This is a genomic window from Streptomyces botrytidirepellens (assembly GCF_003721215.1).
Lineage (GTDB): Bacteria > Actinomycetota > Actinomycetes > Streptomycetales > Streptomycetaceae > Streptomyces > Streptomyces himastatinicus.
Genome location: NZ_RIBZ01000084.1, coordinates 1 through 18,203, shown reverse-complemented (window position 1 = coordinate 18,203; position 18,203 = coordinate 1). Strand labels below are relative to the sequence as shown.

General features: G+C 72.2%; 16 protein-coding genes and 1 pseudogene. 8 read left to right on the top strand and 9 right to left on the bottom strand.

Annotated features, from left to right (window positions below):
- Positions 1-82: 82 nt before the first annotated feature.
- Positions 83-4,264, bottom strand: coding sequence for a bifunctional nitrate reductase/sulfite reductase flavoprotein subunit alpha (locus tag EEJ42_RS06065; RefSeq protein ID WP_123098942.1), 4,182 nt, complete (start codon positions 4,262-4,264; stop codon positions 83-85).
- Positions 4,265-4,647: 383 nt separating this feature from the next.
- Here EEJ42_RS06065 and asnB point away from each other — a divergent pair, with 383 nt between their 5' ends.
- From asnB to EEJ42_RS06050, 3 genes are all read left to right on the top strand, one after another.
- Positions 4,648-6,498 (top strand): asparagine synthase (glutamine-hydrolyzing), encoded by a 1,851-nt coding sequence (gene asnB / locus EEJ42_RS06060; RefSeq protein ID WP_123098941.1) that lies wholly within the window; start codon positions 4,648-4,650, stop codon positions 6,496-6,498.
- 318 nt (positions 6,499-6,816) lie between these two features.
- Positions 6,817-8,532: a cellulose-binding domain-containing protein gene (locus EEJ42_RS06055; protein ID WP_123098940.1), complete on the top strand. Its 1,716-nt coding sequence runs from the start codon at positions 6,817-6,819 to the stop codon at positions 8,530-8,532.
- A 182-nt stretch (positions 8,533-8,714) separates the two neighbouring features.
- Entirely contained in the window at positions 8,715-9,059 is a 345-nt protein-coding gene (locus tag EEJ42_RS06050; RefSeq protein ID WP_123098977.1) for a hypothetical protein, read from the top strand.
- On the opposite strand, the gene EEJ42_RS06045 is transcribed toward EEJ42_RS06050, so the two are convergent.
- Positions 9,060-10,169, bottom strand: coding sequence for a cation diffusion facilitator family transporter (locus EEJ42_RS06045; protein ID WP_123098939.1), 1,110 nt, complete (start codon positions 10,167-10,169; stop codon positions 9,060-9,062). It abuts the gene before it with no gap.
- A 72-nt stretch (positions 10,170-10,241) separates the two neighbouring features.
- Here EEJ42_RS06045 and EEJ42_RS06040 point away from each other — a divergent pair, with 72 nt between their 5' ends.
- The 4 genes from EEJ42_RS06040 (at position 10,242) to EEJ42_RS06025 (ending at position 12,622) form a co-directional block, all read left to right on the top strand.
- Positions 10,242-10,601, top strand: coding sequence for an ArsR/SmtB family transcription factor (locus EEJ42_RS06040; RefSeq protein ID WP_179935570.1), 360 nt, complete (start codon positions 10,242-10,244; stop codon positions 10,599-10,601).
- 103 nt (positions 10,602-10,704) lie between these two features.
- The gene (locus tag EEJ42_RS06035; protein WP_148081866.1) at positions 10,705-11,190 is read left to right on the top strand and encodes a hypothetical protein; all 486 of its coding nucleotides are present in this window, start codon (positions 10,705-10,707) and stop codon (positions 11,188-11,190) included.
- A 74-nt stretch (positions 11,191-11,264) separates the two neighbouring features.
- Positions 11,265-11,930 carry a thioredoxin-like domain-containing protein gene (locus EEJ42_RS06030; RefSeq protein WP_123098936.1) on the top strand — a complete coding sequence of 222 codons (666 nt, stop codon included), beginning with the start codon at positions 11,265-11,267 and terminating at the stop codon, positions 11,928-11,930.
- A complete protein-coding gene (locus tag EEJ42_RS06025; RefSeq protein ID WP_184502959.1) occupies positions 11,927-12,622 on the top strand; it encodes a DUF305 domain-containing protein in 696 nt (231 codons plus the stop codon). Before EEJ42_RS06030 ends, EEJ42_RS06025 begins: the two co-directional genes overlap by 4 nt.
- A 41-nt stretch (positions 12,623-12,663) precedes the next feature.
- On the opposite strand, the gene EEJ42_RS06020 is transcribed toward EEJ42_RS06025, so the two are convergent.
- Entirely contained in the window at positions 12,664-13,290 is a 627-nt protein-coding gene (locus tag EEJ42_RS06020; RefSeq protein WP_123098935.1) for a TetR-like C-terminal domain-containing protein, read from the bottom strand.
- A 264-nt stretch (positions 13,291-13,554) separates the two neighbouring features.
- Positions 13,555-14,202 (bottom strand): TetR/AcrR family transcriptional regulator, encoded by a 648-nt coding sequence (locus EEJ42_RS06015; protein WP_123098934.1) that lies wholly within the window; start codon positions 14,200-14,202, stop codon positions 13,555-13,557.
- Between the two features lie 113 nt (positions 14,203-14,315).
- Here EEJ42_RS06015 and EEJ42_RS06010 point away from each other — a divergent pair, with 113 nt between their 5' ends.
- Positions 14,316-15,047, top strand: a complete 732-nt coding sequence (locus tag EEJ42_RS06010) for an SDR family NAD(P)-dependent oxidoreductase (protein WP_184502958.1) — start codon at positions 14,316-14,318, stop codon at positions 15,045-15,047.
- Positions 15,048-15,154: 107 nt separating this feature from the next.
- Here the strand turns inward: EEJ42_RS06010 and EEJ42_RS06005 are convergent, their stop codons facing one another.
- The 5 genes and pseudogenes from EEJ42_RS06005 to EEJ42_RS50665 all read right to left on the bottom strand — a co-directional run.
- A complete protein-coding gene (locus EEJ42_RS06005; protein ID WP_123098932.1) occupies positions 15,155-16,429 on the bottom strand; it encodes a cytochrome P450 in 1,275 nt (424 codons plus the stop codon).
- Positions 16,426-17,046: a GTP-binding protein gene (locus EEJ42_RS06000; protein ID WP_123098931.1), complete on the bottom strand. Its 621-nt coding sequence runs from the start codon at positions 17,044-17,046 to the stop codon at positions 16,426-16,428. Before EEJ42_RS06000 ends, EEJ42_RS06005 begins: the two co-directional genes overlap by 4 nt.
- Positions 17,027-17,389, bottom strand: a complete 363-nt coding sequence (locus EEJ42_RS05995) for a DUF742 domain-containing protein (protein WP_009716375.1) — start codon at positions 17,387-17,389, stop codon at positions 17,027-17,029. Before EEJ42_RS05995 ends, EEJ42_RS06000 begins: the two co-directional genes overlap by 20 nt.
- Positions 17,386-17,817, bottom strand: a complete 432-nt coding sequence (locus EEJ42_RS05990; RefSeq protein WP_123098930.1) for a roadblock/LC7 domain-containing protein — start codon at positions 17,815-17,817, stop codon at positions 17,386-17,388. Before EEJ42_RS05990 ends, EEJ42_RS05995 begins: the two co-directional genes overlap by 4 nt.
- A gap of 14 nt (positions 17,818-17,831) precedes the next feature.
- A pseudogene (locus EEJ42_RS50665) lies at positions 17,832-18,203 on the bottom strand (ATP-binding protein); the annotation flags it as partial.

Here is an 18,203-nt window from a genome sequence, read left to right as displayed (position 1 = left end):
TGCGCGTTTGCGAGGTGACACCTGCCCATCAGGTTGCATCAGCACACCCGTGGAGGGCATTGGCTTCGCAGATGCTTGGTGCTCAGTACACGTCGCGGGCGTAGCGCTTGTCGGCGGCGAGCTGCTTGACGTACAGCTCGGCCGCGTCCTCGTCGAGCCCGCCGTGGGCGACGGCGATGTCGCGCAGCGCCCGGTCGACGTCCTTGGCCATCCGGGTGGCGTCCCCGCACACGTAGAAGTGGGCGCCGTCCTGGAGCCAGGACCACAGCCGGGCGCCGTGTTCGCGCATCCGGTCCTGGACGTACACCTTGGCCCGCTGGTCGCGGGAGAAGGCGGTGTCGAGCCGGGTGAGCGTGCCGTGGCGGCGCAGCTGCTCCAGCTCGTCCTCGTAGTAGAAGTCGGTGGCGCGGCGCTGTTCGCCGAAGATCAGCCAGTTGGGGGCGGTCGCGCCGCGCGCCCTGCGCTCCTCCAGGAAGCCGACGAACGGGGCGACGCCGGTGCCGGGGCCGACCATCACCATCGGTGTCGTGGGGTCGGCCGGAGGCCGGAAGGCGGGCGCGCGCTGTACGAAGACGGGCACGGTGCGGTCGGCGGCTGCGTCCGCGAGATGAGTGGACGCGACGCCCTTGCGCAGCGTCCCGCCGCGGCTCTCGTAGCGCACCACGGAGACGGTGAGCCGCACCTCGTGGGGGTGGGCGAGGGGGCTGGAGGAGATGGAGTACAGCCGGGGCTGGAGCCGTTTGAGGACGTCGGCCCACTCCTGGGCGGAGGCGCGCACCGGGTGTTCGGCGAGGACGTCCACGACCTGGCGGCCCCAGGTCCACTGCGCCAGACCGTCCTTGTTGTCCGGGCGCAGCAGCCGCTTGAGGTCGTGGTCATGGGTGCGCTCCAGGATGAAGCGCAGCAGGTCCGGGGTGACCTTCGCGATCTCCAGATGGCGCCCGAGGGCGTCGGCGAGCGGCATCGCGGTCACGTCCGCGCCGGGGGCGGCGGCGACGGCCACCTCGGCGGCCGGGTCGAGGCCGGTGACGGCGAGCCATTCGGCGACCAGGTCGGGGCAGTTCTCGGGCCAGACGCCGAGCGCGTCCCCGGCCTCGTAGGCGAGCGCGCCGTCGCCGGTGTCGAACGCGAACTGCCGCACCTCCTTGGCCGCTCCGGGCAGGCTCAGCAGCCGGTTGCCGGTGAGGCGGGTGGTGAAGGGCGCGGCCTTGGTGGGGCGGCCGGGGACGGCCGGGGCTTTCGGCGCGGGTGCCTTCGGCGCGGGGGCTTGGGGCGCCGGTGCGGGTGCCTCGGGCCCCTCGGTCCCCAGGGCGTCGAGGACGGTGTCCAGCCAGGCCTGCGCGGGCTCGTCGTAGTCCGGTTCGCAGTCGGTGCGGGGGGCGAGGCGTACGGCGCCCAGCTCGTCGAGGCGTTCGTCCAGGCGGCGGCCGTGGCCGCAGAAGTCGTCGTACGTGGAGTCGCCGAGGGCGAGGACGGCGTAGCGGGTGCCGTCCAGGCGGGGCGCGTCGGCGGCGGCCAGGGACTCCCAGAAGCCGTGGCCGTTGTCGGGGGCGTCGCCGTCGCCGAAGGTGCTGGTGATGACGAGGAGGTCGGCGGGGCGGGGGAGGGTGGCGGCGGCGATGCCGTCCATCTCCAGCAGCCGGGCCTGCCGTCCGCTCTCGGCGAGGCGGCGGGCGGTGGCACCGGCGACGTCCTCGGCGTTGCCGGTCTGGGATGCCCACAGGATGACCACCTCGCGGGCGGCCGTCCCGGGCCCGGCGGTGTCCGGGGCTGCAACGGGGACGGCGGCGGCGCTGCCGGGGACGGTGGCGCGCGAGAAGGCCCCGGCGAGGACGCCGTTGACCCACAGGGCGTGGTCGGGCGAGAAGGGCGCGTCCTGGGGCAGGACGGGGACGGCGGTGGCGGCCTGGGCGCCCTGGTTCCCGGACGGGCCGTTCACGGACGGGCCGTTCACGGACGGGCCGGGGAGCCCGGCGAGGAAGCCGCGCAGGTACTGGCGCTCGGGCTCGGTGAGGACCGGCGGGGTCAGATCGCCGACGCCGAACGTCCCGGCGAGCCCCTCGGCCACCGAAGCCTCGCCGGCCGGGGCCGGGCTCGCCGACGGCGCCGACGCGACCTTCGCCAGCGACACCGCGCACACCTTGAACTCCGGCTGGAAGGACACCGGGTCGACCGCGTCATTCGTGACCGCATTGACGCTGAGGTATTCGCCGAACAGGTCGTTCCAGTGGAACGGCGCGAAGCAGTTCCCCGGCCGCACCCGGTCCGTCACCACCGCGGGCAGCACCGCCCGCCCGCGCCGCGAGGCCACCTCCACCGCGTCGCCCTCGCCGACGCCCAGCCGCTCCGCGTCCCGCGGATGCAGCTCGACGAACGGCCCCGGGTTGAGCTTGTTCAGCTTGGCGACCTTGCCGGTCTTGGTGAGCGTGTGCCACTGGTGCTGGACCCGACCCGTGTTGAGGAGATACGGGAAGTCGTCGTCCGGCAGCTCGGCGGCGTCCATGTGCGGGCGGGCGTGGAAGACGGCGCGGCCGCTCGGCGTGGGGAACACCAGCCGGGGCCGGGTGCCGTCCTCGCGTACGGCGAGGGTCTGGCTGACGCCGTCGTTGAGGTAGCGGACCGGGTTGCGGTCGTCGCCACCGTCGGGCGCCGCGGGCCACTGCACCGGGGTCTCACGCAGCCGCCCGTACGTCACGCCGCGCAGGTCGTAGCCGGTCTTCGGGTTCGAGGTGCGCTTGATCTCCTCGAAGACCTCCTCCGCGCTCTCGTAGCCGAAGGCGTCCGCATACCCCATCTCGCAGGCGATCCGGGCGATGATCCGCCAGTCCGGCAGCGCCTCGCCGGGCGGGTCGACCGCCTGCCGGGCGAGGGTGAGATTGCGCTCGGAGTTGATCATCACGCCGTCGGCCTCGGCCCACATGGCGGCGGGCAGCACCACGTCCGCGTACGCGTTGGTCTCGGTCTCGGCGAAGGCGTCCTGGGTGACGACGAACTCGGCCTCCTCCAGGCCCTCGATCACCGTCCGGCGGTTGGCGACCGAGGCGACGGGGTTGGTGCAGATGATCCAGCACGCCTTGATCTCGCCGTCCGCCATGCGCCGGAACATCTCGACGGTGCCCTGCCCGGCCCCGTCCGCCCGCAGCGTGCCGGGCTCGATCCCCCACAGCTCCTCGGTGAACGCCCGGTCCTCCGCGTCCAGCACCGACCGCTGCCCGGGCAGCCCCGGCCCCATGTACCCCATCTCCCGGCCGCCCATGGCGTTGGGCTGGCCGGTGAGCGAGAACGGCCCGCTGCCGGGGCGGCATATCGCACCGGTGGCCAGATGCAGATTGACCAGGGCGTTGGTGTTCCAGGTGCCGTGCGTGGACTGGTTGAGCCCCATCGTCCAGCAGCTCATCCACTCCCCGGACTCCCCGATCCACCGCGCCGCCTCGCGGATGTCGGCCTCCGGGATGCCGGTGATCTCCGCGACCCGGTCCGCCGGATAGTCGTCGAGGAAGGCGGGCATGGCGTCCCAGCCCTCGGTGTGCTCGTCGATGAACTCCTGATCGGTGTACCCACCCTCGACCAGCAGCCGCAGCAGCCCGTTGAGCAGCGCCAGGTCCGTGCCCGGCCGTATCTGAAGAAAGAGATCCGCCTTGGCGGCGGTCGCGGTGCGCCGCGGATCGACCACGATCAGCTTGGCGCCCGCCTTCACCCGGTCCATGAGCCGCAGGTACAGGATCGGATGGCAGTCGGCCATGTTGGAGCCGATGACGAGGAACACCTCGGCGTGCTCGAAGTCCTCGTACGAACCGGGCGGCCCATCGGCCCCCAGCGACAGCTTGTAGCCGCTGCCCGCGCTCGCCATGCACAGCCGTGAGTTGGACTCGATCTGGTTGGTGCCGATGAACCCCTTGGCCAGCTTGTTGGCCAGGTACTGCGCCTCCAGCGTCATCTGCCCCGACACATAGAAGGCGAGCGCGTCCGGCCCGTGCTCGTCCAGGATCGCCCGCAGCCGCCGCGCGGTCGCCGTGATCGCCTCGTCCACCCCGGCCACCGCGGGCTCAGCCCCCCGGTCGTCCCGCGACAGCGCCGTCTCCAGCCGCCCGGGCGCCCCCAGCATCTCCGCGCTGGTCGCCCCCTTGGTGCACAGCCGCCCCGCGTTCGCCGGATGCGCCTTGTCCCCGGACGCCTTCAGCACCGTCCGGCGCCCCTCGGCGTCCCGCCCGACGTCGAGCACGATCCCGCACCCGACCCCGCAGTAGGAGCACACCGTCCGCACCGATCCCGCCACCCCCGCGGCAGGGCCGGTGGGCGCCGACTGTGCCGACCGAGCCGATGCCGTCACGAATGCCCCTTTCACGCTCGCGGTGGGCCTCTCCCACTGCCGCCACCGTAAAAACCCCCGGTTGCGAGCGCGTCACAGCCGCCGATCGCGCGCGATTACGTCCCCTGCACAGTCCCCTCCCGCCGCATGTGAGGGACGGCGGCCCTGGCCGGAAATATTCATTGCCTTAGGCGACTGGTGGTCTATGCAATCAGTTGGGCGTACGGTGGGTCGGCGGGCATCCGCCGCGGGGACAGTGGCGGGAAAAGCCCTGCTGACGGGGGTGTGCCGAGGCCCCGGGGCGCCGGGGCGAGCCGACCGGAGGGAGTGTTCCGCTGATGTGCGGCATTGCCGGGTGGATCGCGTACGACAGGGATCTGACCGCCGAGCGCGAGGTGCTCGACGCGATGACACGGACCATGAGCTGCCGCGGGCCGGACGCGGGTGGGGTGTGGGCGGACACCCATGCGGCGCTGGGGCACCGGCGGCTGGCGGTCATCGACGTCGAGGGCGGGAAGCAGCCCATGGCGGTCGAGCGCGACGGGCGCACGGTGCTGGTGACCACGTACAGCGGGGAGATCTACAACTACCGCGAGCTGCGGGACGAGCTGATCGCCCGCGGGCACGCCTTCCGCACCAGCAGCGACACCGAGGTGGCGCTGCACGCGTATCTGGAGTGGGGCGAGGGGTTCACCGAGCGGCTGAACGGGATGTACGCGTTCGCGCTGTGGGAGCCGCGGGAGCGGCAGTTGCTGCTGGTCCGCGACCGCATGGGGATCAAGCCGCTGTACTACTACCCGACGCCGGACGGGGTGATCTTCGGGTCCGAGCCCAAGGCGATCCTTGCCCATCCGGCGGTGCGCCCCGAGGTGGACGCGGAGGGGCTGGCGGAGCTGCTGGCGTTTACGAAGACGCCCGGGCATGCCGTGTACCGGGGGATGTACGAGGTGCGGCCCGGGCATGTGGTGCGGGTGCGGCCGGAGGGGCTGGCCGAGCGGCGGTACTGGGCGCTGGAGGCCCGGGAGCACACCGATGACCGGGAGACCACGGTGCGCCGGGTGCGGGAGCTGCTGGACGACATCGTGGAACGGCAGCTGATCGCGGACGTACCGCTGTGCACCCTGCTCTCCGGCGGGCTGGACTCCTCGGTGATCACCGCGCTGGCCGCCAAGCGGCTGGGCGCCGCCGGGAAGGGGCCGGTGCGCTCGTTCGCGGTGGACTTCGTGGGCCAGACCGAGAACTTCACGGCGGACGCGCTGCGCGGCACCCCGGACGGTCCGTACGCCCATGCGCTGGCCGAGCACGCGGGCTCGGACCACCAGGACATCGTGCTCGACACCGCCGCCCTGATGGACGAGGCGAACCGCGACGCGGTGCTGACCGCGCGCGATCTGCCGTTCGGCTCCGGGGAGAGCGACACCTCGCTGTATCTGCTGTTCAAGGAGATCCGCAAGCACTCGACGGTCGCCCTGTCCGGTGAGTCCGCGGACGAGGTGTTCGGCGGCTACCGCTGGTTCCACGACGAGGACGCGGTGTGGGGGGACACCTTCCCCTGGATCAGCTCGCTCGGCACGGGCGGCTTCGCCGGCCGGGAATCGGGCGGCAGCGCGGGGCTGCTCCACCGCGATGTCCTCGACCGGATCGACATCGAGGGTTACCGGGACGCCCGCTACCGCGAGGCGCTCGCCGAGGTGCCGCACCTGCCGGGCGAATCGCGCCTGGAGCACCGGATGCGGGAGATCTCGTATCTGCACCTGACCCGCTTCGTGCAGTACCTGCTGGACCGCAAGGACCGCGCGAGCATGGCGGTGGGCCTGGAGGTGCGGGTGCCGTTCTGCGATCACCGGCTGGTGGAGTACGTGTTCAACACGCCTTGGTCGCTGAAGACGTTCGACGGCCGGGAGAAGTCGCTGCTGCGCGCCGCCACGCTGGACGTGCTGCCGGAGTCGGTGGCGCAGCGTGTGAAGAGCCCGTACCCGAGCACCCAGGACACCCGCTACGCGGACGCCCTGCGCGACCGGGTGCGGGCGCTGGCGGCCGACTCCTCCTCCCCGGCGCGGCCACTGATCGACCGGGATGCCGCCGAGCGGGCGGCGAAGGGGACGGGACACGAGTCCCGGCAGAGCATGGAAGTGGCGCTGGGCCTGGACTCCTGGCTGCGGAGGTACGGGGCGGAGCTGACGCTCTGAGCGCCCGCACACGTGACGCCTGATGAGGCGTCAGGCCATTTTCTGATGCCGCGTCATGGCCATTTCTGACGAAACGTCACCCACCACCCGAGGGGCCCGGACCATCACGGTCCGGGCCCCTCGGACACAACACCTCCCGCACTCCTCTATCGTCTCTTGTCAGCCGACTCACAGACGTGAAAGGCTCGGCCCACCCGTGAAGGGGAATCCCCAACTCCGAGTCAGATCTGTGCTGTTGGCTGCCCACCCCGCGGCCCCATGTGAGAGGCTTGCCCCCCGGCGGGGGCGCCACTGTTCGTGAGTGAGGAATGTGCCTCCATGCCCGACCACTCGGCATCCCGGGACGGCGCGTTCGCGCCACCCGGCCAACCGTCCGTCTCCGCAGCGGACACCGACGCCGTCTCCCCGACGGTCCTGCTCAACCTCTACTGGGACGCGGTAGCCGACTACGCGAACCTGTGCACCACCACCCCTGAAGACGGCATGCGGCTGGCCACCGAGGCGTTCCGGCGCGGCATCAGGGCCGCCCGCAACCGCCGGGCCCGATCCTGGGGGCCGCGGCTGCCGTGGCTTCCGCTGCTCCTGACGTCCGTACGCAAGACCGCCGCCGACTGGCACACCCACCGGGACGGCGACCGGCTCGACCCGGAGCTGCGGGTCTGGCTCTCCTCCACCGGTCTCGCCCGCTACGCCGTCCCGCCCCGCGAACAGCCGCTCGCCCTGCGCGGGCTGCGCGACCTGGGGGAACGCGACGGGGCGCTGCTGTGGGAAGTCGAGGTGGAGTCGCAGCCGGTCGAGGCGCTGGCCTGGCAGCTGGGCGGCGACATCGAGTACGCCGCCGAGGAGATCGCCCGGGTGCGGGCCGCCTTCCGGCAGCGCTGCCAGCGCAACCATCTGGACACCCTCACGCACGAGGAGTGCCGCAGCTACGCCAAGCTGCTGGACGCCGCCACCCGTTCGCCCGATGCCCACTCCCCCGCGGACCTGTGGCAGCACCTCGCCCGCTGCCGGAACTGCCGCGAGGCCGCCGCCTGCCTGTATCTGCACGGTGGCGGGCTGCCCAACGCGCTGGCCGGCGGGGTGCTGGGCTGGGGCGGGCCCGGGTACGTGGCGCGGCGGCGAAGAACCGCCGAGCGCACCCCGGGCGCCACCTCCGCGTCGACCGCACCGGCGTCGCACGCCGTCCGCATCCCGTTACGGGACCGCGTCCTGGACAAGGTCGGCGGGCCACTGATGATGGCGCCGCGCCTCCTGCGCCAGAGACTCGGCATCGGCCCGACCGGGCGCAGAAGAGCCACCCACGGTGTGCGCAGGGCCCGTACGGCGACGGTCGCCCTGGCGGTGGTGGCCGTGGTGGCGCTGGCCATGATGGTCGCGTTGACCAGAACCGCCGCGGTGTCCGGCGACGGAACCGAAGAGCAGGCCACCGGCCGGGTGGCCCGCGACACCACCGCCCCGGGTGGCGCCCCCTCGGACACCACACCGGTGGACACCGGGACACCCGGCAGCCCGGGTGGATCCGCCGAGCCGTCCTCCTCCCGCAGCGGCGACGGCGTGGGCGGCAAGACCGGGAAGGACGACCCGGCGGGCGAGGACCGCGACGGGGACAAGGACGGGAAGCGCACGTCCGCGCCCGCCTCGCCCTCCGGCTCGCACGGTTCGGGCCAGGGCCACCGCCCCTCCGACGACTCGCCCCCGAACCCCCCGAAATCCTCCGACAAGCCCAGCTGCACGGCCCGCTACAACGTGGTCACCGAATGGCCCGACGGCTTCAAGGCCGAGGTCACGCTGACCTCCCGCAATGCGCTCGACACCTGGCGGGTCACCTGGGACTTCCCCGACTCCCAGCGCGTCACCCAGATGTGGAACGGCCAATTCACCCAGCGCGGTGCCACGGTGACCACCACCCCGGCCGACTACAACAAGAAGGTCGACGCCGACAAGCCCTTCTCCGTGGGCTTCCTCGGCACCTGGGACAGCCGCAACTCCCCGCCCCGCACCTTCACCCTGAACGGTGAGCGCTGCTCGGCCTGAGCACATGAGCGCCTGAACGACGACACGACGCGGCCCGGGTCTCCGGGCCGCGTCCGGTGTTCCGGGGCGGTCAGCCGACCGGATCGGGACCGACGGGCCCCCGGCCACTTCCCCACCCGGATGGCCGTACGGGACCCCCGACCGTGTTACACGACGGGCGCGGGTGGCATGTAATGGCGCGCATGAGCAGTGTCCTCAGCGGCATCGTGTCCCTGCCCCCGGACACCCCCACGGTCCGGGCGGCCCGGGTGGTGGTGGAGGTGCGCAACGTGACCCGCGCCGATGTGGCCACCTCCGTCGTGGGGGCGCAGGTGCAGACCGATGTGCCGCTGAGCCCGGCCGGCCACATCCCGTTCAGCGTCACGGTCCCCGGCGAGCTGGACCCCGACGACGCCTACGGGCTGCGCGTCCACGTCGATCTGAGCGGTACGGGCTTCCTGGAGCGCGGCGACCTGGTCAGCGCCCGGGTGGACCCGGTCCCCCCGGCCTCCACCGCCGGGCTGATCGCCCCGGTCAGCGAGGTCTGATCACACGGCGTGGTGCGCCAACGCGGCGTGCGGATCGGGGGATCGGTCGGACGGGGCGGGGTCGGCGTGGATGAGGGCGGCGGTCAGCCGGGGAACCGCGTGCAGCAGCGCGTGTTCGGCGTCCACCGCCACCCGGTGGGCCTCCCGTACGCTCAGCTCGCCGCCGACCACGACCGCGACCTCCGCGCGCAGCCGGTGGCCGATCCAGCGCAGCCGCAGTTCGCCGATGTCCCGTACGCCGGGCACGACGCGCACGGCCCGCTCGGCGGCGTCGGTCAGGGCCGGGTCGACGGCGTCCATCACCCGGCGGAACACCTCGCGGGCGGCGTCGCGCAGCACCAGCAGGATCGCGGCGGTGATGGCGAGGCCGACGAGGGGGTCGGCCAGCCGCCAGCCGAGGGCGGCACCGGCCGCGCTCAGCAGGACGGCGAGCGAGGTGAAGCCGTCGGTACGGGCGTGCAGGCCGTCGGCGACGAGCGCGGCCGAGCCGATCTCACGGCCGACGCGGATGCGGTAGCGGGCGACCCATTCGTTGCCGATGAAGCCCACCACGGCCGCGGCGGCGACGGCGGGCAGCTGCTCGATGTCGCGCGGGTGCAGCAGCCGGTCCGTGGCGGTCCAGGCGGCGAACGCGGCGGAGGCCGCGATGGTGAGCACGATCGCGATCCCGGCCAGGTCCTCGGCCCGCCCGTACCCGTAGGTGAAGCGGCGGGTGGCGGCGCGGCGGCCGAGGAGGAAGGCGAGGGCGAGCGGGAGGGCGGTCAGGGCGTCGGCGGCGTTGTGGACGGTGTCGCCGAGCAGCGCGACCGACCCGGAGGCCACCACGACGACGGCTTGCGCGACGGCCGTCGTGCCGAGGACGGCGAGGGAGGTCCACAGGGCGCGCAGGCCGCGGGCGGAGGACTCCAGGGCCTGGTCCACCTTGTCGGCGGTGTCATGGGAGTGGGGCCGCAGCAGATGGCCCGCGCGGTGGCGCCACCGGGCGGCGCGGCCGTGGGGGTGCCCGTGGTCATGGCCGTGGGTGTGGGTGTGCTCGTGGTCGTGCCCGTGCTCATGCCCGTGCTCATGCCCGTGCTTATGCCCGTGGGTGTGCCCGTGCCGGTCGTCCATGGCAGCATCCGCCTCCCTCGTTCCGCGTCTCGGGACTGGACACGGTCCGTCCCCGCCACCCATTATGTGCGTATGAGCGCACGCATGCACCTATCAGATGCGCACGATGCGCATCCGCGCACCCCGAGCACCGAGCAGTTCGCGCGCGCCGCCGAGGTGCTGGGCCTGCTCGCCGACCGCACCCGGCTGGCGCTGCTGCACACCCTCGCCTCGGGCGAGGCCGATGTGACGGCGCTGACCGCCGTCTGCGGGGCGGCCCGCCCCGCCGTCAGCCAGCACCTGGCCAAGCTGCGGCTGGCCGGGGTCGTCACCTCGCGCAAGGACGGCCGCCGGGTCGTCTACGCCCTCCGGGACGGGCACCTGGCCCGGCTGGTCACCGAGGCGCTGAGCCACGCCGACCACGAGCTGTCGGGCCTCCCCCGGCACGACTGACCGCACGATCGACCACACGACCGGGCGCGCCGATGACGTGAATGACGTGATTGCCGCACTACCCGTTCAGCCCCGGCAGGCCCACTGGTTACGATCTGGCGCGATGGGCAGAGGGCGGGGCGGAGACGACGGCATACGGAAGCGCACGGTGCGAGCCACCGCGCGCTCCGCGCTCAGACGTGTCGTACCGCTCCTCGCCGCGGTGCTGTGGGTGGCGCCGTCGTGCGTCCACTCCGGCGGCGACCACCCGCCGATATCCGTGGGCTGCCAACACCGTCTCGCAGCCGAACCGCAGCTCGAACGGCCGCCCCCGGGGCGGGCCCCGGCCGCCCCCATCGCTCAGTTCCACACCGCACCCATCGCCCCGGCCCCCGGGGAGGACGCGACGACCCCGGGCGGCGGCAGCGACGACTGCGTGGCCGGTCCCCGCGGCGGGAACCCCGCCCTGGTGCCCGCCCCCGTTCCGCCGCCCGCCCTCGTCGGTTTCCGGCCGCCGGACGGCCCACGGGCCACGGACTCCGTACGGGCGCCGCCCGACACACACGTCCACGCCCTCGGCCTCCATCAGCTCCAAGTACTCCGCACCTAGGCCGATCGCCGACCTCCGCCATCACTTCACTCATTCAGTGCGACAGTGCGAGAACTGCGAGGACTGGGACAGCCATGGCTTCCAAGGCATCGAAGACGAAGGGCGCGGCCGAGCGCCGCGCGAAGATAGAGGAGCTGCGCCGCGCGGAGAAGGCCCGCGAGCGCCGGTACCGGATCATCACCATCACCTCCTGCACGGTGATCGTCGCCGGGCTGGCCGTCGGCGGCTTCTTCCTGGTCGACGCGGGCAACAAGAAGGAGGAGAAGGCCGCGAAGGTCTCCTCCTCGGTCGTGAAGACCGGTGAGTTCAAGGGCATGAAGACCTGGAAGAACCTGGGCCGCACCCATGTGGGCGGCACGGTGAAGTACGCGATGTCGCCGCCCGTCGGCGGAAACCACAACCAGGTCTGGCAGAACTGCGACGGCGACGTCTACACCAAGCCGCTGACCAAGGAGAACGCCGTGCACTCGCTGGAGCACGGCGCGGTGTGGGTGACCTACAGCGACAAGGCGTCCAAGGAGGACGTCGCCACCCTCAAGGCCCGGGTGGAGAAGACCAAGTACTCGCTGATGAGCCCCTACGAGGACCAGGACGCACCGATCGTCCTCAACGCGTGGGGCAACCAGCTGGAGATACAGAAGGCCTCGGACCCGCGGGTGGCCGCGTTCTTCAAGAAGTTCGTCCAGGGCAAGCAGACGCCGGAGCCGAACGCCTACTGCACCAACGGGAAGTCCTCGTGACGGACGGGACCACAGCCGTCGGCCGCGCGACACGGCAGCCGCTGGTGGCGGGAATCACCGCCGCCCTCGCGGTGCTGACGCTGGTGGCGGTGGGGGTGGTGTGGCTGATGAGCGACCGCTCGGAGGGCACGACCGGAAACGGCACCCCGAAGGACACCTCCGCCGAGGCCGGTTTCGCCCGCGACATGTCCACCCACCACCAGCAGGCGGTGGAGATGTCGCTCATCGTGCGCGACCGCACCGGCGACGAGGACGTGCGGCGGCTGGCGTTCGACATCCTCACCGCGCAGGCCACCGAGCGCGGGATCCTCCAGGGCTGGCTGGACCGGTGGGGTCTCGACCGGGCGTCCGAGGACGCGCCGATGACGTGGATGAAACACGGCTCGGACGGCATGGAGGGCATGGAGGGCATGGACCACGCCTACAAGCCGCACGACGGCTCGCTCATGCCGGGCATGGCCACCAACACCGAGCTGGACACGCTGCGCAAGGCCAAGGGCAAGGCGGCCGAGGTGCTCTACCTGAAGCTGATGACCGCCCACCACAAGGGCGGTGTCGCGATGGCGCAGGGCGCGGTCGACCTGGTCACGGACCCGCCCGAGAAGCGGCTGGCCAGGACGATGGTGCAGGCCCAGCAGTCGGAGATCCAGCTGATGGCCGACATGCTGAAGGAGCGCGGCGCGAGCTCCTGAACACCCCCGGCGAGGCACCCCGGTGACGCCCCCGGCCCGGCTCACGGGCCGGGGGCCTCGTTCTCCCTGCGGAACACCCCCGCCCGCGCCGCCTGGTAGACCGCCTCGGCGCTGGTCCGCACCAGTCGGGCGTCGATGGGCCCGCGCAGGATGAGCACCCGGTAGTAGAAGGGGGCGGCCAGCGCGGCGATGACGTCCTTGGCGTCGGTGTCCGCGGGCAGTTCACCCCGGTCGATCGCGTGCCGCACGATCGGGGCCCTCTCGTCGATCCGGCCGACGAAGGTGTCGCGGAGGATCTCCTCGCCCCGTGGATCGTAGGCGGCGGCCGCCACCAGCCCCTGGATGAGGTTGCGATTGCGCAGCGCGTTGTTGAAGTCGCCGATGGACCGGGCGAGTTCGTGCAGATCCCGCCGGAAGTCGCCCGAGTCGGGGGTGGAGAGCGTCGAGCTGCGCTCGGCCAGCAGATCGACGACGACCCCCTCCACCGTCCGCCAGCGCCGCCGGATGGTCGACACGTGCACCCCGGAGCGCTCGGCGAGCTTGTCGAGGGTGAGTGCGCTGAACGATTCGGCGCCGAGTGCGTCGTAGGCGGCGGCCAGCACGGCGGCGCGGGTCCGTGCCGTACGCCCGCCGGGGCGCGCCGAGCCGTGGGGGGGTCGCGCGTTCATGGATGGTGAGCCGCCATGTCTCCTGTGCCGCGGAAGGGGGTCCGTAACGGGCCGACCCTACGTCCCGCCCAAACCCGCGCGCACGAGATCTTCACTACTTCCGGCCGCTACCGGCCGGTACTCCATTGCGTGACGTGCCCACGTCCGGATACGGTGACGCCCCCAGCTTAACGCGCGCCCGTGAGCATTAAGGGCGAGCCTTTCGAGTGAGCGTGCTGGACCTTCCGTACGCGGGGAGGGAAGGTCCAGCGCGCTTGCGGCCCCTCAGTCCCCCGGCGCCGAGCGCTCCACGATGCGGATCATCTGACCCTCAGTCAGCGCGGGTTCGGCGATGGGATGGGCGGCACCGGCCCGCAGGCCGTCGAGGAAGAACGCCAGACAGCGCCGCCAGGCCCGCGGCGCCGTGTCCATGGACTCCCGGATCACCTGGGACATCGCCCAGACCAGAACGGCGAGATCCTGCGGTTCGAAGTCGGCGCGCAGCCCGCCGCCCTCCTTGGCGCGTTCGATGATCCGCTCGGTGTGCCGGAGGCACTCCCGGGACGCCTCGTTCAGCTCGACCGCGGCGGGGAAGCGCCGGGCGACCGCGTCGTTGAGCCCGCGGTCCTCGGCCTGGAGGGCGAACAGCCCCTCGACGTAGCCGGTGAACCCGTCCCAGGGGCTGGGGTCTTCGAGCGCGGCGGTGGCGATGCGCTCCAGGGCGGCGAGCCGCTCCGGGAAGATCGCGTCGAAGAGCGCCTCCCGGGTGGGGAAGTGGTTGTAGAGCGTGCCGATGCTGACACCGGCCCGGCGGGCCACCTCCTCCAGCGGGGCTTCGAGTCCGCGTTCCCCGAACACCACGGTGGCGGCGCGCAGCAGTTTGTCGCGGTTGCGCGCGGCGTCGGCCCGCAGGGGCCTGGATCCGGCTGTCATGGCGGCCATCCTACAAAAGTCGAGGCTTCCCTCACGTTCCGTGCTACCGTCCCGAAGAGTAAGTTGAGATAACCCTCAACTTGTCTTCGACGTGCTTCGGAAAGGACGTCCTCATGTCCGCATCACCCCGCGGGACCGCCGTCGTCATCGGAGTCGGACCCGGCCTCGGCATGTCCATCGCCCATCGCTTCGGCCGCGAGGGCTACACCGTGGCCCTGGTGTCCCGCAGCGGGGCGCGGCATGCCGGATACCTGGAGGAGCTGGCCGCGGCGGGCATCGAGGCCGGGTCCTTCCCGGCCGACGTGCGCGATGCGAACGGTCTGCGGTCCGCCCTGGACGCCGTCGCCGAGCGGTACGGAACCATCGACGTCGTCTACTACGGCCCCGCCGCGGCCGATGCGGACGCCTGGCCCACCACGATCACCGAGGCCGACTCGGAGAGCGTCCGCACGGGGATGAGCTGGATGTACCCGGCCGTCGACGTGGTCCAGCAGGTGCTGCCCGGCATGGTCGAACGCGGCGGCGGGGGGCTGCTGTTCGCGACCGGTCTCAGCGCGGTGCTGCCGATGCCCGCCCTCGGCAACCTGGCGGTCCTCTCGGCCGCGCTGCGCAATTACGCCCTCACGCTGAACGCGGCCCTGGCCGATCAGGGGGTCTACGCGGGGGCGCTCGTCATCGGCGGGGCCGTCGAGCGCGGCGACATCTACCGCGTGGTGACGACCCGGCCGGAGCAGTTCGGGGACGTGAAGGACATGTCGCTCGACCCCGACGACATCGCCGGCACCGCGTGGGCCCTGTTCTCCGAACGCGACCGGGCCGAGGCGGTCTTCAACGCCCTGCACTGAGCCGACGGCCGCGCGGCGCCCCGTCCTGAGCCGACAGCGGCGCGGCGACGCGGACAGCCGACGGCCCCGGCGGGCTCACGTGCGCACCGCCGGGGCCTCAGGGGGTGTCAGCGGGCGAACGCCGGGGTGAACTCGACCGGGATGGACGACACGCCGCGCATCATCAGCGAGGAGCGCCACTGGAGTTCCTCCGGGGTGACCGCCAGGCTCACGTCCGGGAGGCGGTCGATCAGGACCTCGATCGCGGCCATGGCGATGTTCTCGGCCAGCTCGCGGGCGACCTGGGGGCAGCCGTGGGTGCCGTGGCTGAAGGCCATGTGCGCCTGGTTGCCCGCCGCCCCGGCGCGGAAGTCCGGGCGTACGTCGGGGTCGGCGTTGGCCGCGGCGAGGCCCAGCATCATGCAGTCGCCCTTCCGGATGTGGCGACCGGCGAACATGGTGTCCTCGGAGGCCCAGCGGCCGACCCAGTTGGGGACCGGGGTGGCCTCCCACAGCACCTCGTTGAGCGCCTGGCCCACGCTGCGCCGCCCGCCGGCCATGGTGACCGCGAACCGCTCGTCGGTGAGCATGAGCCGCAGCGCGTTGCCGATCAGGTCGGTGGTGGGCTGGTGGGCCGCGTAGACGTTGCCCAGGAGGTCGTTGAGGATCTCCTCGTCGTTGAGGCCCGCCGGGTGGAACGCCAGCACCGAGGCGATGTTGGTGGCGCCGGGGTTGGAGCGGGCGTTCTCCAGCAGCGCCACCATCCGGTTCAGCAGGTTCTGGTGCGCCTCCGGGCCGCCGTTCCCGCTGACCAGGTCGACCGTCTCCTGCACGATCTCGGGGGAGTCGTCCAGGCCGTACATGCGGTTCAGCACCCGCAGCGGGATCTGGCTGGCGTACTCGGCCATCAGATCGGCGCGGCCGCTGCCCGCGAAGACGTCGATCAGCGAGTCCGCGACGCGCTCGCACTGCGCCCGCAGTTCGGACGGGTCCACGGACTCCATGCTGTCGATGATCGCCTCGGACCGCCGCTCGTGATCGGCGCCCTCGGAGAACAGCATCGTCGGCCGGTAGGCGACGAACGTCATCAGCTCCCAGTCGGGCGGGACCCGGTCCCAGGAGTGCCAGCGGCGTGAGTCGCGGGCGAACAGGTTGGGGTCCGTGGTGACGCGGAGCAGCTCCCGGTAGCCGAGCACCATCCAGACGGGGATGTCCGGTTCGAGCAGCACGGGCACGACGGGGCCGTGCTCGCGGCGGAGCGTGCGGTACAGCTCGTCCGGATCGCCGCGGAGCAGATCCATGTCGAGCCGCACCGCGTCGGGCTGCTCCGGCCAGCCCAGCAGGGGCGGTGCGGCGGGGGCGAAGGGGTCCTCGAGCGGGGGCATGGGGTCCGGGGTGGTCACGCGGTGGTCTCCCGGGCGGCGGAGGAGGTGGACAGGGAGTAGAGGTGGCGGGCCAGCGCGACCAGCACGGCCTTGCTGGATTCGCGGTCACGGGCGTCGCAGTCGATCACGGGGACGTCCGAGGGCAGATCGAGCGCGTCCCGGACCTCCTCCAGGGTGTGCTGCGGTTCGGTGAAGTTGTTGCGGGCCACGATGAACGGCGTCCCGTGGTACTCGAGACGGTCGATGGCGTACCAGGAGTCGGCGAGCCGGTTGGTGTCCACCAGGACGACCGCGCCCAGGGTGCCGGCGAAGAGCCGGTCCCACAGGAACCAGAAACGTTCCTGTCCGGGCGCGCCGAACAGATAGAGCACCATCTGCTCGTCCAGGCTGATGCGCCCGAAGTCGAAGGCGACCGTGGTGGTCGTCTTCGACTGGACGAAGGAGGCGTCGTCGATCCCGACGCCCGCCTGGGTCATCGTCTCCTCGGTGCTGAGCGGACGGATCTCGCTCACCGACTGGACCATCGTCGTCTTGCCCACGCCGAAGCCGCCGACGACGACGATCTTGAGGCCATCGCTCGCGCTCGCCCGCAGCGGTGCCCGGACGTCGGCGCGGTCAGAGGTTCTGGAGTGCAACGAGCACCTTCTTCAGTGTCTCGGGCTCGGGCAGCCCTCCGTTGTCGGGGCGGGCCGCATGCGGATGGCGCGCGGTGATCTTGCCGGTGTCGAGCAGGTCGCACAGCAGGATCTTGACCACGCTGACGGGCATTCCCAGGTACGAGGAGATCTCCACGACCGCCATGGGCCGCCGGCACATCCGAAGGATCTTGACGTGCTCGGACTGCATGCCGAGTGACGGTTCGGATTCGCTGACGATGAGCGTGACCATGTCGAACACGCTCTCGTCGGCACGGCTGCGGCCACCGGTGACGGTGTACAGCCGGTCAGGGTCCTCGCTGTCGAGCGGCCCTCGGATCATGCGTTCGTCCCGCCGCCACGGCCACCGTTCGCGAAGGTACGGGGCGCCGCCCGCAGATGGTCGCCGATCTGCTCGACCATTTCGTTCATGTTGTGCCCGATGATGCCGACATCGGCCTCGTCGTGCGCCACGACGGCCAGATGGGCGCCCTCACCGGCCTCGACGATGAACAGAATTCCCCCGTGGAACTCCGTCATGGACTGCCGTACGCCGCCGCTGCCGTCCCCGAACTCGATCGACGCGCCGTGGGAGAGGCTCTGGATACCCGAGGCGATGGCCGCCAGCTGGTCGGCCTGGTCCACGGAGAGCCCGGACGTGAGGCAGAGCTTGAGACCGTCCCGGGACAGCACCAGCGCGTGCCGGGCCCCCGGCGTCTTCTCCAGCAGGTTCTCCAACAGCCAGTCCAAGCTGCGGTCTGTGGTGTTCATCGGCGTTCCTATCATCACGGCTGGTCGTTCTCTGCGGACTCAGCTGACTCGGCGGTCTCGGCGGACGGCGTGGGCCCGGTGGCTTCTGCGGGCGCCGCCGAGGTGGTGTTACGCCCGTCGGTACCGCCGGTGGGGCAGCCGCGCGTGGCGTCACGGAAGGCACCGAAGCGGGCTCCGGCGTCGGTACGCGGAGGCTTCGGCTTGGCGTCGGGCGCGGGGCGCGGCGTGGCCCGGGTGGCGGCGGCGAGGGTCTCACCGCGGCGCCGCTTGGGCAGCCCGTTGATGCGCGGCTCCGCCGGGGTGTCGGCGCCGGAGGGGCCGTCGGACGCTCCGGAGGGGCCGGGGGTGCCGGAGGGCTCCGCGGCGGGCGTCGGCGCCGCCGGGGT